This is a genomic window from Nocardia niwae NBRC 108934 = DSM 45340, assembly GCF_001613465.1.
Classification (GTDB): Bacteria; Actinomycetota; Actinomycetes; order Mycobacteriales; family Mycobacteriaceae; genus Nocardia; species Nocardia niwae.
This window is the reverse complement of the sequence record NZ_BDCK01000015.1, coordinates 18,231-33,160: the sequence shown is the minus strand read 5'-3', so window position 1 is coordinate 33,160 and position 14,930 is coordinate 18,231. Positions and strand designations below refer to the sequence as shown.

The window sequence follows — 14,930 nt, the reverse complement described above, 5'->3', positions numbered from 1 at the left end:
CATCGACCAGTGGCCCCGGTGCGTCCCGGCGACCCGGCCCGGGGCGGGTCAGCCTCGGACGATGCGGCGCAGCTTGTCGACCCGGGGACCGATCTCCCGTTCGTGTCCGTGATCGGTGGGCTGGTAGTAGTCCACGCCGACCAGCTCGTCGGGTGGGTACTGCTGCGGGAGGACGCCGTCCTTGTCGTCGTGCGGGTATTTGTAGCCCTGCGCGTGGCCGAGTGCCGCCGCCCCGGGGTAGTGGCCGTCGCGCAGGTGCGGCGGAACCGGGCCCGCCTTGCCCGCGGCGACATCGGCCATGGCCGCTCCGATCGCGGCGACGACCGCGCCGGACTTCGGTGCGGTCGCCAGATGGATCGTGGCCTGGGCGAGCGCGAGGCGGCCTTCGGGCAGACCGACCAGTTGCACCACCTGCGCGGCGGCGGTCGCCGTCTGCAACGCCATCGGGTCGGCCATCCCGATGTCCTCGCTCGCGTGGATCATCAGCCTGCGGGCGATGAAGCGGGGATCCTCGCCCGCGCTGAGCATGCGCGCGAGGTAGTGCAGCGCGGCGTCGACGTCCGAGCCGCGGATGGACTTGATGAACGCGCTGATCACGTCGTAGTGCTGGTCGCCCGCGCGGTCGTAGCGCACCGCGGCCTTGTCGACGCTGGCCTCGACCAGGTCCACGTCGACGGTGCCGTCGGGCGCGGATTCGGCGGACGCTTCCAGCGCCGTCAGCGCGCGGCGAGCGTCACCGCCCGCGATCCGGACGATGTGCTCGAGCGCGGCATCGGTGACGGTGTACTCGCCGCCGAGCCCACGCGGGTCGGAGATCGCGCGCTCGAGCACCTGACGAATGTCGGCCTCGGTCAACGACCGCAGTTGCAGCACCAGCGACCGCGACAACAGCGGCGACACCACCGAGAACGACGGGTTCTCCGTGGTCGCGCCCACGAGCAGGACGATGCGGTTCTCCACCGCGGCCAGCAGGGCGTCCTGCTGGGTCTTGGAGAAGCGGTGCACCTCGTCGATGAACAGCACGGTCTGCTCGCCCGCCGACAGCCTGCGCCGCGCCATGTCGATGACCGCGCGCACCTCTTTGACGCCGGCGGACAGCGCCGACAGCGCCTCGAACCGGCGGCCGGTGGCCTGGGAGATGAGCGAGGCGAGGGTCGTCTTGCCGGTACCGGGCGGCCCGTACAGCAGCACCGATGCGGCGCCCGAACCCTCGATCAGCCTGCGCAGCGGGGAGCCGGGACCGAGCAGGTGCTGCTGACCGACCACTTCCTCCAGGCCGGCCGGACGCATGCGCACAGCCAGCGGCGCACCCGCGTCCCGGCGCACCACGGCGTCGATCGAATGCTCCGGGGGCACGGCGGCACCGGGCACGTCGAACAAACCATCGCTCACAACAGGAACGTTACCGAGCCGCACCGACAGCACGACATGCCGTTCCCCGGCGCGCTTTCCGCCGCCACGGCCCGCTCCCGACCTGCCCGGAGGCAACCCGAGTTGCGTGTCGCCGATCCTTCGGATGGGATCGGTACCCGTGACTGAAAACGAGCTCGTTTCAGATCCCTCGACCGCTGCGCGCCTGGCCCGGCGCACCCTCCTGAAGGGCACCGCGGCCGCCGCCACCGCCACCACGGTGCTCGCCGCAGGACGCGCGGCCGCCGCGACACCGGTTTTCCGGCACGGCGTCGCCTCGGGCGACCCGCTGCCCGACGGCGTGATCCTCTGGACCCGCGTCACCGTCTCCGACGAGGCGGCGCCGGGCTCGGGCCTGGGCGACCCCGCGACCGTGCGGTGGGAGATCGCCGCGGACGAACGGTTCGCCTCGATCGCCGCCTCCGGCGCGGTGACGGCCGCGGCGGACTCCGATCACACCGTCAAGGTCGACGTCTCCGGCCTCGCGCCGGGCGTGGCGTACTTCTATCGCTTCACCGCCCTCGGCCAGACGTCCCCCGTCGGCCGCACCAAGACCGCCCCGGACACGCAGGACGCGCCCGACCGCCTCCGATTCGGCGTGGTCTCCTGTTCGAACTGGGAGGCGGGCTACTTCGGCGCCTACCGCCATCTGGCCGCCCGCACCGACCTGGATGCGATCGTGCACCTGGGCGACTACATCTACGAGTACGGCCGCGGCAAGTACGGCGGCCGCAACGGCACCGTGCGTCCACACGACCCGGCCAACGAAATCGTCAGCCTGGCGGACTACCGCATCCGGCACGCCCAGTACAAGACCGACCCGGATCTGCTCGGCCTGCACGCCATGCTGCCGTTCATCTGCACCTGGGACGACCACGAATCCGCGGACAACTCCTGGTCCGGCGGCGCGCACAACCACGATCCCGCCACGGAGGGCGACTGGGCGGACCGGCGCGCCGCTTCCGCACGGGCCTACCTGGAATGGATGCCGGTCCGCGCGTCCGGCTCCGGCGGCGACGTGCGGATCTACCGCAGGTTGCGCTTCGGCACCCTGGCCGAACTGGCCATGCTGGATCTGCGCAGCTACCGCGACCAAGAGGCCAAGCCGGGGGCGGGCTGGCGCGCGGCGGACGATCCGGCGCGCACCATCACCGGGAAGGCGCAAATGGAGTGGCTGACCGCGGGCTTGGCCTCGGCGCCCGTGCGGTGGAAACTGGTCGGCAATTCGGTGATGATCGCCCCGCTGGTCTTCCCGGCGCTGGAACCGGCCACCACCGCGGCGATCACCAGCACTGTGGGCGTCCCGCAGTCCGGCCTGTCGCTGAACAGCGACCAGTGGGACGGCTACACCGCCGACCGCACCCGCCTGTTCCGCGCCATCGTCGACCAGCAGGTCTCCGACGTGCTGTTCCTGACCGGCGACATCCACTCGTCGTGGGCTGCGGATCTGCCGCTGGACGCGGCGAACTACCCGGGCGGCGCGACGGCCGGCGCCGAGTTCGTCGTGCCGTCGGTGACCTCGACCAGCATCGGCGACATGCTGCGGGCGAACTCCGCGCCGATCGCCGAATCGATCAAGACGGTCAACCGGCATCTGCGCTATGTGGACCTGGACGCGCACGGCTACGGCGTCTTGGAGATCACCGCCGACCAGGCACAGATGGACTGGTATTACCTGCTGGACGTATCCGACCCGAATTCCGGTGCGCGGCACGGCGCCTCGTACGCCGTCCGCTCCGGGGGCCGGATCGAGCCGCGGCAGGTCCCGCTCGGCTGACCGTCGCGGCGATCACTCCCCGCCCGCGCACCCGCCGCCGCACCCTCCGCCGAGGTTGCTGGAGTTGTCCGGCCGGCTGTGTGGCCCGTCGCGCCACCGCCGGGCTCGAGCCTGCTTGCTGAGCTCTGCTCCGGCCGCGCGGGCACGCGCCGTCGCGTCGCCGCCGCCGCGGGCCCTGTTACGTCGCAGGATCGCCACGGCGAGCGGGGCGGCGGCGAGAACGATCATCAGCAATACGAGCAGTAGGTAACCCACCCGGCACTCCTCTTCCCCGCGCCCGCCCTGGAGCCGAGCGCTCCGAACCTGTCATTGTGCCTGCCCTGCAAGCTGATTCGCACCCGAATGTTCGAGGCGGCCATCGGGGGAAGCGCAACACCACGGTTGTCCGGTGCATGACCGGTCCCAGTGGCGCCGGACCGGCGACTGGCACAGGCCGGACCGTGAGTCGGCTCGGTCGCAGTGTCAGGGCAACGGCGTGGACACCACGCCCAGCGGGCGGGAGTACGACGACGGTACCGTCCGGCCTTGGCAGGTCCACGGCCGCAACGCGACCATGCAGCGGACGCGCTGACTCGTCTCGAAGCTCGGTGGAGTGTGGAGGCGAGCTACTCCGACCAGCGCTCTTCCAGCCGCGCCGACACGTCCTCGGCGAAATCACCCACGATATCGTCCCCCGTGCACCGCGCGTCCTCGGCGAGGGCGGCCCAGCGGTTGATCAGCGCCGCCGAGCGCGGCACCGACAGCCCGTGTTCCCTGGCGGCCGCGATCCGCGAGTGGTCGGCGGGCAGGAACCAGTAAGTGGACAGCCAGACCCAGATCAGCCGGGCTTCCAGGATGCGCTCGGCCAGCTGGTCGTCGTCGGCCAACGCCGGCCACACGCCCACGACCTCGGCGCGCCAAGCCTCCACCATCTGCGCGGCGCGCTCGCGCGAGAGCTCGAGGTCGCACAGGCAGCCCGGGAAGGACACCAGCGCGTAGGCGATGTCGAGGGTCGCGTCGCGGAACCCGCCCCACTCGTAGTCGAGGAAGCGAGCGCCCTCCTCGTTCAAGATCACATTGTCCGGGCACAGGTCCGACGGGCTGAACGCCCGGAAGCGGCCCGCGGAATACAGCCGATTCCCGCGCACGATCCGCTCGGCGATCTCACCGGGCACTTCGATGCCCAGTTCGCGCTGGAGCAGTCCGGGCACCTCGGCGATCGCCGACTCGGCCTGCTGGGCGATGCCGTCCACCCGGTGCACCACGTCGACCCGGCGCAGCAACGCGACGAAGTCCGCCTCGCGCCCGACGGTGGCGGCATGCATCCGGCCCAGCGTCTGGGCGAACGCCATCAGGGCGTTGCGGGTGGCCGGCTCGGCGCCGGACTGGAGCACGGCGGTGAGCAGCGAGTTCTCCCCGAGGTCGCTCAGAATCAGCAGCCGGTCGGGAAGGCTGTGCGCGATCAGGTACGCGCCGGGGCGCTGTTCCCGGCTCAGCGCGGTGGTGAACTGATAGGACACCGTCTCGCGAAGGAATGCGGAATCTATGCTGGCCACCCCTGGGGCCAGACCACCGGTCCGGCGATCCTGGGCGGCGCCACGGACCTGCTTGACGATCAGGGTTCGGGGTAACGAGAAGGCGTTCTCCGCCACACGCACACGTAGAACCGTCGTCCTACCACTACCGCTGAGTTCGATCGGATCGCTCAGCTTTACCGGAGCACCCATTCGCTTTGTGAGCAACTGTTGCGCTGCGGACACGACTTCGGCGGCGCGTTCGGCCAATAGTGCGGTCATCGCCTCTCAAAGTACTCGCATGGGGTCACTTCTAGCGAGCGGTTACACAACCTTTCCGCGTCGCTCGGCGTGTCTCCGGCACGGCCGGAGAGCCACCGCCGGTCGCTTGACACCGGTGCGGCCGTCAGGTTTTCTCATCGTCAACTGCCGTGCGCCACACCGCAAACCAGTTGAGTGGAAAGGTCCACGCATGACCGAAACCCCGCCTCCCGCACCCAAACAATCAGCAGGCGGCGCATCCTCCCCGCACGACGACGAACGCTACGCGGGGCGGCCGGGGCAGCACGAGAGCCCGAATCCACAAGTTCCGGCCGCCGGGACCGGTCACGTCCGTCACGAGATGGCCGATTCATCAGGATACCCGCAGTCCGAGGGCCCCGGCGCGGCGCACTACGGCAGCGGACCGCTGGAGCCGCCCCCGCCCGTGGGCGCGGCGCACCCGAGCTACGGCCCGCCGGGCACCGGACCGGGTTGGGCGCCGTCCGGCCCCGCGCCCGTCCAGGAGCCGATCTACGGCTACCAGCAGGTGCCCGCGGGCCCGGCCACACTGGACGTAGGTCAGGCGCTCAGCTACGGCTGGGCGAAGTTCCGATCCAATCCCGGTCCGTGGGCCGGGGTGACCGCGGTGGGTCTGGTCATATACCTGGCTTTCCTGCTCGTCGTCCAGCTCGTCGACCCGACGACGATGCTGCCGCTCCTGCTCATCTTCCTGGGGGTCATGGCCGGGATATGGCTGCTGCAAGCGGCGATGGTGCGCGGGGCGCTGTTCGAAACCGATGGCACCCCACCGCATTTCGGTGCCTACTTCCGGTTCGTGAATGCGGGCAACGTGCTGCTCACCGCACTGCTCGCGTTCACGCTGACCTTCCTCGGCTCGGCGATCTGCCTGCTTCCCGGACTGATCGCCGGCTGGCTGTGCATGTTCTCATTGCATTTCGTCGTCGACCAGGACCAGGGGCCGTTCGAAGCCCTGAAATCCAGCTTCACGCTGGTGGCCGCCAACGCCTGGCAGGTGCTGCTGCTCGCACTGGCAGTGCTGGTGGTCACCTTCCTCGGGCTACTGCTGTGCGGGGTCGGCCTGCTGATCGCGGGCCCGGTCGCCGTCATCGCGGTCACCTACGCCTACCGGGTGCTCACCGGCGGTACGGTCGCCGCGGCGTGAGGTGTGCCTCATTTCGCGATCGGTGAGCGCCGGCCGATCCAGCGCCTGAGTCGTCCTACCGGACCGGCCTCGCTGCCCGCGCGGGGCCGCAGCGCGAGCACGACGATCCCGGCCACCACTATGCCCCCCATGTTCACGGCCAGCTGCCCCGCGGACAGGAACGCCACGCGCCACTCCCCCAGAGTCGCCGCGACCACGGCGAATCCGGCCGCGGGCACCGTCGTCACCGAGATGAACACCCCGACCAGCGCGGCCGATTTCGCGGTTATGAGGGACAGCATGCCCGCAGCGCCGGCCAGGAGTGCGACGACCAGGGAGAACGGGCCGACCTGATAGATGAAGTCGACTTCGTGGATACCACCCACGCCGTCGATGGTGAACCAGCCGACCTGCTCCCAGACCAGCGTCGCCAGCAGGGTGACCACCATCGCCACCGGAAAACCGACTGCGAGCGCGACCGCCGAGCGGCGGGCGAGCCGGAAGTCCCTGCGCGCCAGCGCGACCGCGAACGCGGCCAGCGGGCCGAACTCGGGGCCGACGACCATCGCACCGACGATTGTCACCGGCGAATCGGTCGCGACGCCCACAGCGGCGAGCAGGCAGGCAATGGTCAAGAACGCGAGGAACGTCGCGTTGAGGCTCGACTCCTCGTGTGTCTGCGCGAGCAGTTCCTCCCACACGACCGCGTCGCTGGGGTCACCGGGCGCCTCGTGCACCGCGCGCTCGCCGGCGTCCGACAGCACCGTCTCGACCGGTGTGAGCGTCATGCCGCCGGACCGGCAGATGCCCAGCGCGGTCAGGTCGTCGAGCACGTCGTTGGCGGCCTCGCGAGCCACGTCCGCCTGCACGAGATCGCCCTCGGGCTCCAGCGCGGCGCCGCGCGCCAGGGTCACGTGGGTGACTCCGGGATCGGCGGCGAGCACCGCGAGCACCGCGTCGGTGCTCTCCGGCGGGCTGATCATGCGCAAGTGCAGCAACGGAATTCCTCGTGGGCGGCTGGCGGAGACACGGCTGACCGGAAAGGTACCGTCCGCACGGCGGCCGCTACGACGCGGTCTCGGGGTGCGCACCCTTCTTCTGCTCGGGCTTGGCGTCCAGCCCCGCCTCTTTGCGCTGCTGCGCGGTGATCGGCGCGGGCGCGTCGGTCAGCGGGTCGACGCCGCCGCCGGTCTTCGGGAACGCGATGACCTCGCGGATCGAGTCCTCCCCCGCCAGCAGAGCGGTGACCCGGTCCCAGCCGAAGGCGATGCCGCCGTGCGGCGGCGCGCCGAAGGCGAAGGCGTCCAGCAGGAAGCCGAACTTCTCCTGCGCCTCCTCGTGGGTGATGCCCATCACCTCGAAGACGCGTTCCTGCACGTCACGGCGGTGGATACGAATCGACCCACCGCCGATCTCGTTGCCGTTGCAGACGATGTCGTAGGCGTAGGCCAGCGCCGAACCCGGGTCGGTGTCGAAGGTGTCCAGCGACTCCGGCTTCGGTGAGGTGAACGCGTGATGCACCGCGGTCCAAGCGGAATGACCCACGGCCACATCGCCGCTCGCCGTCGCCTCGACGGTCGGCTCGAACAGCGGCGCGTCCACGATCCACACGAACGACCAGGCGTCCTCATCGATGAGGCCGACCTTGCGAGCGATTTCGACGCGTGCCGCGCCCAGCAGCGCACGCTGTGCCTTCGCCGCGCCCGCGGCGAAGAACACGCAGTCGCCCGGGACCGCGCCGACGTGCTTGGCGAGGCCCTCGCGCTCGGCGTCGCTGAGGTTCTTGGCGACCGGGCCGCCCAACGTGCCGTCCTCGTTCACCAGGATGTACGCCAGCCCCTTGGCGCCGCGCTGCTTGGCCCATTCCTGCCAGGCGTCGAGCTGACGCCGCGGCTGGCTCGCGCCGCCCGGCATGACCACCGCGCCGACGTAGGGCGCCTGGAACACCCGGAACGGGGTCTCCTTGAAATACTCGGTGCACTCGGTGATCTCCACACCGAAACGCAGGTCCGGCTTGTCGCTACCGAACCGGCGCATGGCCTCTGCATAGGTCATGTGCGGAATCGGCGTCTGGATCTCGTAGCCCACCAGCTTCCACAGCGCGACCAGGATCTCCTCCGCCAGCAGGATCACGTCCTCCTGGCGCACGAAGCTCATCTCGATGTCGAGCTGGGTGAACTCCGGCTGTCGGTCGGCCCGGAAGTCCTCGTCCCGATAGCACCGCGCGATCTGGAAGTAGCGTTCGATGCCGCCGACCATCAGCAGCTGCTTGAACAGCTGCGGGCTCTGCGGCAAGGCGTAGAAACTGCCGGGCTGCAGTCGCGCGGGCACCAGGAAGTCGCGGGCGCCCTCGGGGGTGGACCGGGTCAGCGTCGGAGTCTCGACCTCGATGAACTCGTGGCGGGCGAGCACCTCGCGGGCGGCCGTGTTGACCTTGGACCGCAGCCGGATGGCGTGCGCCGGGCCCTCGCGGCGCAGGTCCAGGTAGCGGTGCTTCAGGCGCGCTTCCTCACCGGGCTGCTCGTCGAGCTGGAACGGCAGCGGGGCGCTCTCGTTGAGCACCTCGAGTTCGGTGACGTTCACTTCGATGGCGCCGGTCGGCAGTTCCGGGTTCTCGTTACCGCTGGGCCGCGGCTCCACCGTGCCGGTGACGCGTACGCAGTACTCCGCGCGCAGCCGGTGCGCCTGCTCGGCGGGGTCGCCCTCGCGGAACACCGCTTGGGCGACGCCGGACGCGTCGCGCAGATCGATGAAGATCACCCCACCGTGGTCACGCCGCCGGGCCACCCAGCCGGTGAGGGTGACGGTCTGACCGGCATGCTCGCTTCGCAGCGAACCAGCCAAGTGGGTGCGCAGCACGGGGTTCCTTTCGACGATTCCAGCACCGGCGGACCACTCGGTGCGTTCGCCATCGTAGTGAGGCGCATCCACCGCCGGAAACCGATATCCGTCTTCCAGGCCGAGCCGCGCACAGCAGGGTCCGGACACGTCGCCGAGCGAACCCGCGCACTGTTGCCTGGGAAATGAGGCCCAGGGGGTGTCCGCAACCTCGTACAGGCCCCACCGACATAGCGACAAGACACCAGTGCTATACCGGCGAGCGGCCATAATTCCGATCAGCTCTGCGGCTTCGACGACGACACCCGCGCCGGACCCGGCCGATCCGCGAGAAACGATCATGGTGTCCGGCGCGAGCGTCGGCGTCTCAACGTCACATCGATCTACGCATACTCATCAACTCGGATATGCCGGTGGAATACCAGATCTTTCCGACCGAACGGCGAACAAGAAATACCGTCAAGATCGCCACCAAAGCGAACGCGGAAATGTTGTCGGATTCAGCGGGGGCGAAACCAGCAGAGCTGGCAATAGGTTTCGGGATACTGCAGCACGGCCTGCCATAGCATTCGCCCGTGTCGTGGCGGCACCATGTCTCCCCCTTCCTCTCGCCGTCGATCGACGTAGGAGTACAGGTCCAACCGGAAACCTGAACTCGACAAGGCTCAGCATAGACACTGTCGTTGAAAGTCATTTGTACTCGATCCCCCGAGAATAGAAGTTCTCCACAATTCGCAGAATTCGAAAGCAATCTTCTATAAAACCCCCTTGATACTCGCGAAACATTATCAGATCTCGCGGAGCAGGCACAAGAGTTCACGTCGACCCGGACCGCACCGGTGCGGTCCGGCCGCTTCCGAAGCCGCTGTCGGGCAACGACATCCGCGCTGCGCTTCCCGTCCGCCGTCGGCGACAAGCGGATCCGCACGCCGGAGATGGCCCACGGATCATCCGGGCAGCGGTGGAAGCGGTTCCCGGGACGGGACGTACGCCGGGCGGAAATGCAGATCCGACCGACCATGCCAAGCTAGGAAAAGACAGACCGTCAGCTCGGCTGGTCAGGACCCGACCCCGCCCCGTGTTGCACTTGATGCTTACCGGGGTATGCGTCTCAGGAGTACCGTTCCAGCCGCGCGACCGAGGACATAGAGAGCGACGACGATGACCTTCAACGAGGGCATGCAGATCGACCCGGACCGAGTTTCGTGGGGCGGGGGCAGGGGCGGCAAGATCGCGCTGGGCGGTGGCGCGGGTGGCCTCATCCTGCTGGTATTGGCGCTGCTGCTGGGCGGCGACCCGGGGTCGCTACTCGGCGACCTCACCGGCGCCCAGACCAGTCAGGTGCAGCCGCAGCCCGGGAGTCTGCCGGAGCATTGCAAGGAGAGCGGAGCTGCCAACAAGTACGTCGACTGCCGCGTCGCGCTCACGGTACAGAGCCTGGACGCGGTGTGGAACAGCGAACTGCCGAAGCAGACCGGCAAGCGGTATGCGCAGCCGGCCGTGCGGCCGTTCTCGGGCGCGGTCTCGACCGGCTGCGGCAATGCGACCAGCGCGGTCGGCCCGTTCTACTGCCCGGCCGATACGACCGCGTACTTCGACATCAGCTTCTTCCAGGACCTGGTGAATCGTTTCGGCGCCAGCGGCGGTCCGCTCGCGCAGGAGTACGTGGTGGCGCACGAATTCGGCCATCACATCCAGAACCAGCTCGGCGACCTCGGCCGGGCACAACGCGATCCCCGCGGACCGGAGTCCGGGGCGGTGCGCACCGAATTGCAGGCCGACTGCTACGCGGGCATCTGGGCGCACTTCGCCGACAAAACGCCCGCACCCGGCCGCGATCAGCCGTTCCTGCGACCGCTGTCGGACAAGGATGTCGACGACGCGCTGTCGGCAGCCGCAGCGGTCGGCGACGACCGCATCCAGCGCGCCGCGCAAGGCCGAGTGAATCCCGAGGCGTGGACGCACGGTTCTTCCGAGCAGCGGCAGAAGTGGTTCCTCACCGGCTACAAGGCCGGTCAGGTCCAGGCTTGCGACACCTATTCTGCGCCGGACCTGAACAATCCATCCGGTCTGCGGTAGCGCCGGATCGATCGATACAGCGCGCCGAGTCCCGTCCGGGCCCGGCGCGCTGTCATGATCTACGGCAGTTCGCCTGCGCCGCAGGCGGACACGGACAGCACCGGAAGATGGGATCGATGCGAGTAACGAAAGCCGTTCTGCTGGTTGTGATGCTGATCGTCGCGGCGGGCTCGGGCGCCGCCACGGCCGACCCGGTCGTGGACCACCCCAGTGCGCTACCGCCGATCGCCGCGCCGCTGGCGCTGTTCACGCTGACCACCATTCCGGACGGCTGGCAGACCCGGACGGATCTACGCCCGCAGCTGGAGATCTTCGCCGACGGTCGCGCGGTCAGCAGTCCCGATGCCGTGGCCGCCGATCGGCGCCCCGAGACTCCCCCGAAGCGGATCGACGGCCATATCCCCTCCGACGTGCTGAGCGCTGCGCTGACGGAGACCAAAGCGCTCGCCACAGTGGACCTCGGCGTGCCGAACGCCACGGACCAGAGCAGCCGGATCATCGACTTCATGCCACAGTCGGCCGCGGACGACGTCCATCTGGTGGTGTACTCGCCGGAAACGACCGACGGGCTCGGCGCCGAGCAGCAGGCCGCCCGCAAACGCTTCGCCGACCTCTACCGGAAATTGCTCGACTCGTTCGTGCAGGACTGACACACACCGGCTGGTCACCCGGCCCGAACCGCCGTTCGTTCGGACCGGGTGCGGTGGGTTCTCTTCCCGCGTCGGGTCAGAACAGGTCCTGCTCGTAGTCCGAACTGATGATCTCGTCCGAGTGCGTCGCGCCGATCACATCCGGCGTGGACTCGCCCAGCGGACCGGTGAGGTCGTCGTTACCCGTCGGGCTCGAGTACGGCTGCACCGTGCGCGAGTGCTCCTCGTCGTTGCTGCGCTGCCCCGCCGCGGCCGGGCCACCCATGAAGCTGCTCGATCCGGCGGGGGTGGTACCCGCGGGTGTTCCGGTGCCGAGCGAAGCGCCCGGGACGCCCGCGACCGGTCGGATCGGCATCGTGGCGCCGGGCAGGCCGGTGGCTTTGGGCACCGAGGGCGTGCTCGGGCTGCCCGGCCGGCCGGGGCTGCTGCCGAGCAGGCTGCTCGGCGTACCGTGGCTGCTACTCGGGCTGTGCGTGGTGTTGTGCACCGACGACGGCGTGGTCGTTGGGCTCGATGTCCCGGGTGTGGCGGAGTCCAGGCCGGCCGCCTTCGTCGCGGTGTCCGACGCGGTCGACTGTGCCTGCTCCAGGATCGGTTGCCCGACGTTCTCCGCCAGCGCCTGCGCGACCTCCTGCGGGGCCGGACCGCCGCCCGGCGCCACCAACTGCTGCACCATGCCGCTGAGTTCGGCGGTCTTGCCGGCCAGATCACCGCGGGTGGCGTTGGCCACGCTGACTGCGTGGCCGAGGTGTTCGGTGGCCGAGGCGATCAGCGTCGCCTGGGCGGGCGGGGTCAGGATCACCGGCGCCAGCGCGGTCGCCTGGGTGGCGAACGACGACGCGATGCCCAGCAGCTGCGCGTTGCCCTGCTGCACCACCGCGGCGGCGCGCTGGGTGAGCTCGGAGATGTCGATGCCCCGCTGGCTGGTCTGCTGCCCCTCCACGTTCGCCTGCTGGCTCGCGGCCTGGGCGTTGCGGGCGGCCTGGCTCTGCCACAACTGCTCGACCGTGCTCATGCTGCCCTTGCCGACCTGCATGGCCATCTCGATGACCTTGGAGGACTGGCTGAGGATGGCGGTGGGGTCGAACGCGCCGATGACACCGGTGCCGAAACTGCTCAGCAGGTCCAGGATCGGTTTCATCAGGACGTCGACCCCGGGCAGCGCGGGCACCGCGACACCTTGCAGCAGCGCCGACACCGGGTCGGCGGGCAGAGCGGGCAGCGCTCCGGCCGCCGCCGCGGCTTGGTTCACCGTGCTGGCGATCGCGCTCGGCGCGTCGGAGAGTGCTCCGTTCAGCACACCGTGCGCTTGATCGAGCGCCGACTCGACCGCGGGCGCCGCGACCTGGTTCACCGCGGTACTCGTGTCACCGAGCAGCGCGGACACCTCGTGCGGAATGCCGGGTACGTCCTCGGCGTCCGGGGTGCCGTTCAGCCCGGGCAGCCCCCCGGGCATGGCGCCGGCCGACTGCTGTTCGTCGGAGATTTTGCGCGACAGCACGAACGCGGGCGGCTCGATGGGCGGCAAATCCTCGGGCAGCTGCGGCAACGACACGTCCGGCACCCCGTTGACCGGCGCGTTCTGCAGTGCGTCGAGCACGGACTGCTGGCCGACGGCGACGTTCTGCTCGGCCGCGTGCGCGACGGCGTGGTTCTCCGGGGCGATGACCCCACTGTCGAGCGGTCTCATACCGCGCCCCCGATCTGGCCCGCGATCGATCCGAGCGCGCCCGCGTTGGACCAGTCGACCGCGTCGTAGGCCGCGGCGGCGCTGAACGCCGAGTCCGAGAGCTTGGCGTACTTGGCCGACAGATCGTTGATGTCCTTGGCCTGTAAAACCTGCGCTGCGGCGAACATCGCCAGGTAGTCGGCCCCGATCAGGCCGAACACCGGAACGAGCGCGGCAACGTTCTGCACCGCGTCGAAATTGCCCGCCCCCGCGAGATCACCGGCGATACCGGCGTTCGTGGCGGCGAACGCCCGTACCGCTTCGGTCTCCACCGAGAGATCGATCATCGAGTTGCCCCCCACATCGTCGTACGAATCCGCGTCCTGCAGTTGTGCTCCGCTGCTCCCTGCCGAATCGGCAAGGGCCGCTACGGTTGCGCTCAATATAGCCGACCTCACCGGCAAGTTTCGAGCCCCGACGCACCGTGCGGCCGGGACGACGGAGGCAGAATTGGAACGTGTTGCAAATTAGAACAAGTTCTATATTCTCTGTTCCATGAAGGTCGCAGTAACCGGCGCAGCCGGATACCTTGGCACGAATCTGCTCCGCCTCCTCACCGAGCGCGGCCACCAGGTCACGGCCATCGATCGGGCGGTCCCCGCAGCGGCGGCAACGCCCGGCCTCACCTGGGTGCGCGGGGACGTACTCGACCCGGCGTCGATGCGCGCCGCACTGGACGGCGCCGAGGTGGTCTACCACCTGGTCGCGGTCATCACCCTGGCCGAGAAGAACGATCTGGCCTGGCGGGTGAACACCGAGGGCGTGCGCGTGGTCGCCGAAGCGGCGCTGGCCGTCGGCGCGCGGCGGATGGTGCACGCCAGCTCCATCCACGCGTTCGACCAGTACAGCTGCGGCGGCCGGATCGATGAGAACGCGCCACGCTCGACCGACCCCGCGCTGCCGGTCTACGACCGGTCCAAGTGGGCGGGCGAGGTCGCGCTGCGCAAGGTGATCGACCAGGGCCTGGACGCCGTGCTGTGCAACCCCACCGGCGTCTTCGGCCCGCTGGACTACAGCAAGCCGCTGTCACGCATCAACCGGACGCTCAAGGACGCGGCGCTCGGGCGCGTACCCGCCATGATCGGCGGGGGATTCGATCTCGTGGATGTGCGCGACGTGGCCGAGGGCCTGGTGCTGGCCGGCGAACGCGGCCGGACCGGCGAGAACTACCTGCTCGGCGGGTCGATGATCTCGATGCTCGAGCTGTGCCGCGTCGCGGCGACCCACGGCGGCAAGCGGGGCCCGAAGTTCGCCATATCCCCCAAACTCGTGTCCGGCGCCATCCCGATGCTCGCTCCGCTCGGCAAACTGTTCAACTCCGACATCGTCTCCAAGGCGGCGCTGGGCGCGTTGATCTCCGCCCCCGTCGTCGACCACGGCAAGGCCGCGGACGAGCTCGGCTACCAGCCGCGCCCGCTCGACGACACGGTGCGCGACCTGGTCGCATTCTTCGCCGACCCGGCCCGGTTCGCCCCGCCGGACACCCGGCAGATCGCTTGACAGTCGATAGAACACATGTTCGACTGAGTGG

At 69.4% G+C, this 14,930-nt stretch carries 13 protein-coding genes; 6 read left to right on the top strand and 7 right to left on the bottom strand.

Annotated features, from left to right (window positions below; translation table 11 throughout):
• Window positions 1-48: 48 nt before the first annotated feature.
• On the bottom strand, window positions 49-1,392 hold the full coding sequence (locus NNI01S_RS04000) for a replication-associated recombination protein A (RefSeq protein ID WP_157114587.1): 1,344 nt from the start codon (window positions 1,390-1,392) through the stop codon (window positions 49-51).
• 124 nt (window positions 1,393-1,516) lie between these two features.
• On the opposite strand from NNI01S_RS04000, the gene NNI01S_RS03995 reads away from it, so the two are divergent.
• A complete protein-coding gene (locus NNI01S_RS03995) occupies window positions 1,517-3,187 on the top strand; it encodes an alkaline phosphatase D family protein (protein ID WP_063017616.1) in 1,671 nt (556 codons plus the stop codon).
• Between the two features lie 12 nt (window positions 3,188-3,199).
• Here NNI01S_RS03995 and NNI01S_RS34245 read toward each other — a convergent pair whose 3' ends face one another.
• Together NNI01S_RS34245 and NNI01S_RS03985 are read right to left on the bottom strand one after the other, a co-directional pair.
• Window positions 3,200-3,442 (bottom strand): hypothetical protein, encoded by a 243-nt coding sequence (locus NNI01S_RS34245; RefSeq protein ID WP_157114586.1) that lies wholly within the window; start codon window positions 3,440-3,442, stop codon window positions 3,200-3,202.
• Window positions 3,443-3,792: 350 nt separating this feature from the next.
• On the bottom strand, window positions 3,793-4,962 hold the full coding sequence (locus NNI01S_RS03985; RefSeq protein ID WP_063017612.1) for a phosphotransferase family protein: 1,170 nt from the start codon (window positions 4,960-4,962) through the stop codon (window positions 3,793-3,795).
• Between the two features lie 190 nt (window positions 4,963-5,152).
• On the opposite strand from NNI01S_RS03985, the gene NNI01S_RS03980 reads away from it, so the two are divergent.
• On the top strand, window positions 5,153-6,124 hold the full coding sequence (locus NNI01S_RS03980; RefSeq protein WP_063017611.1) for a hypothetical protein: 972 nt from the start codon (window positions 5,153-5,155) through the stop codon (window positions 6,122-6,124).
• An 8-nt stretch (window positions 6,125-6,132) separates the two neighbouring features.
• On the opposite strand, the gene NNI01S_RS03975 is transcribed toward NNI01S_RS03980, so the two are convergent.
• Window positions 6,133-7,101 carry a DUF389 domain-containing protein gene (locus tag NNI01S_RS03975; protein WP_063017609.1) on the bottom strand — a complete coding sequence of 323 codons (969 nt, stop codon included), beginning with the start codon at window positions 7,099-7,101 and terminating at the stop codon, window positions 6,133-6,135.
• A gap of 67 nt (window positions 7,102-7,168) precedes the next feature.
• Window positions 7,169-8,962 (bottom strand): aspartate--tRNA ligase, encoded by a 1,794-nt coding sequence (gene aspS / locus NNI01S_RS03970; RefSeq protein ID WP_063018648.1) that lies wholly within the window; start codon window positions 8,960-8,962, stop codon window positions 7,169-7,171.
• Window positions 8,963-9,354: 392 nt separating this feature from the next.
• On the opposite strand from aspS, the gene NNI01S_RS34240 reads away from it, so the two are divergent.
• The 3 genes from NNI01S_RS34240 (at window position 9,355) to NNI01S_RS03960 (ending at window position 11,670) form a co-directional block, all read left to right on the top strand.
• Window positions 9,355-9,507: a hypothetical protein gene (locus tag NNI01S_RS34240; protein ID WP_157114585.1), complete on the top strand. Its 153-nt coding sequence runs from the start codon at window positions 9,355-9,357 to the stop codon at window positions 9,505-9,507.
• 595 nt (window positions 9,508-10,102) lie between these two features.
• Window positions 10,103-11,020, top strand: coding sequence for a KPN_02809 family neutral zinc metallopeptidase (gene ypfJ / locus NNI01S_RS03965; protein ID WP_063017607.1), 918 nt, complete (start codon window positions 10,103-10,105; stop codon window positions 11,018-11,020).
• A 116-nt stretch (window positions 11,021-11,136) separates the two neighbouring features.
• Entirely contained in the window at window positions 11,137-11,670 is a 534-nt protein-coding gene (locus NNI01S_RS03960) for a hypothetical protein (RefSeq protein ID WP_063018646.1), read from the top strand.
• Window positions 11,671-11,746: 76 nt separating this feature from the next.
• On the opposite strand, the gene NNI01S_RS03955 is transcribed toward NNI01S_RS03960, so the two are convergent.
• Both NNI01S_RS03955 and NNI01S_RS03950 read right to left on the bottom strand, forming a co-directional pair.
• Window positions 11,747-13,360, bottom strand: coding sequence for a hypothetical protein (locus NNI01S_RS03955; RefSeq protein WP_063017606.1), 1,614 nt, complete (start codon window positions 13,358-13,360; stop codon window positions 11,747-11,749).
• Entirely contained in the window at window positions 13,357-13,782 is a 426-nt protein-coding gene (locus NNI01S_RS03950) for a type VII secretion target (protein WP_245675962.1), read from the bottom strand. The genes NNI01S_RS03955 and NNI01S_RS03950 overlap by 4 nt, the downstream gene beginning before the upstream one ends.
• Before the next feature lie 112 nt (window positions 13,783-13,894).
• Here NNI01S_RS03950 and NNI01S_RS03945 point away from each other — a divergent pair, with 112 nt between their 5' ends.
• Complete coding sequence (locus tag NNI01S_RS03945; protein ID WP_063017604.1) at window positions 13,895-14,899, top strand: NAD-dependent epimerase/dehydratase family protein; 1,005 nt, start codon at window positions 13,895-13,897, stop codon at window positions 14,897-14,899.
• Window positions 14,900-14,930: the final 31 nt, after the last annotated feature.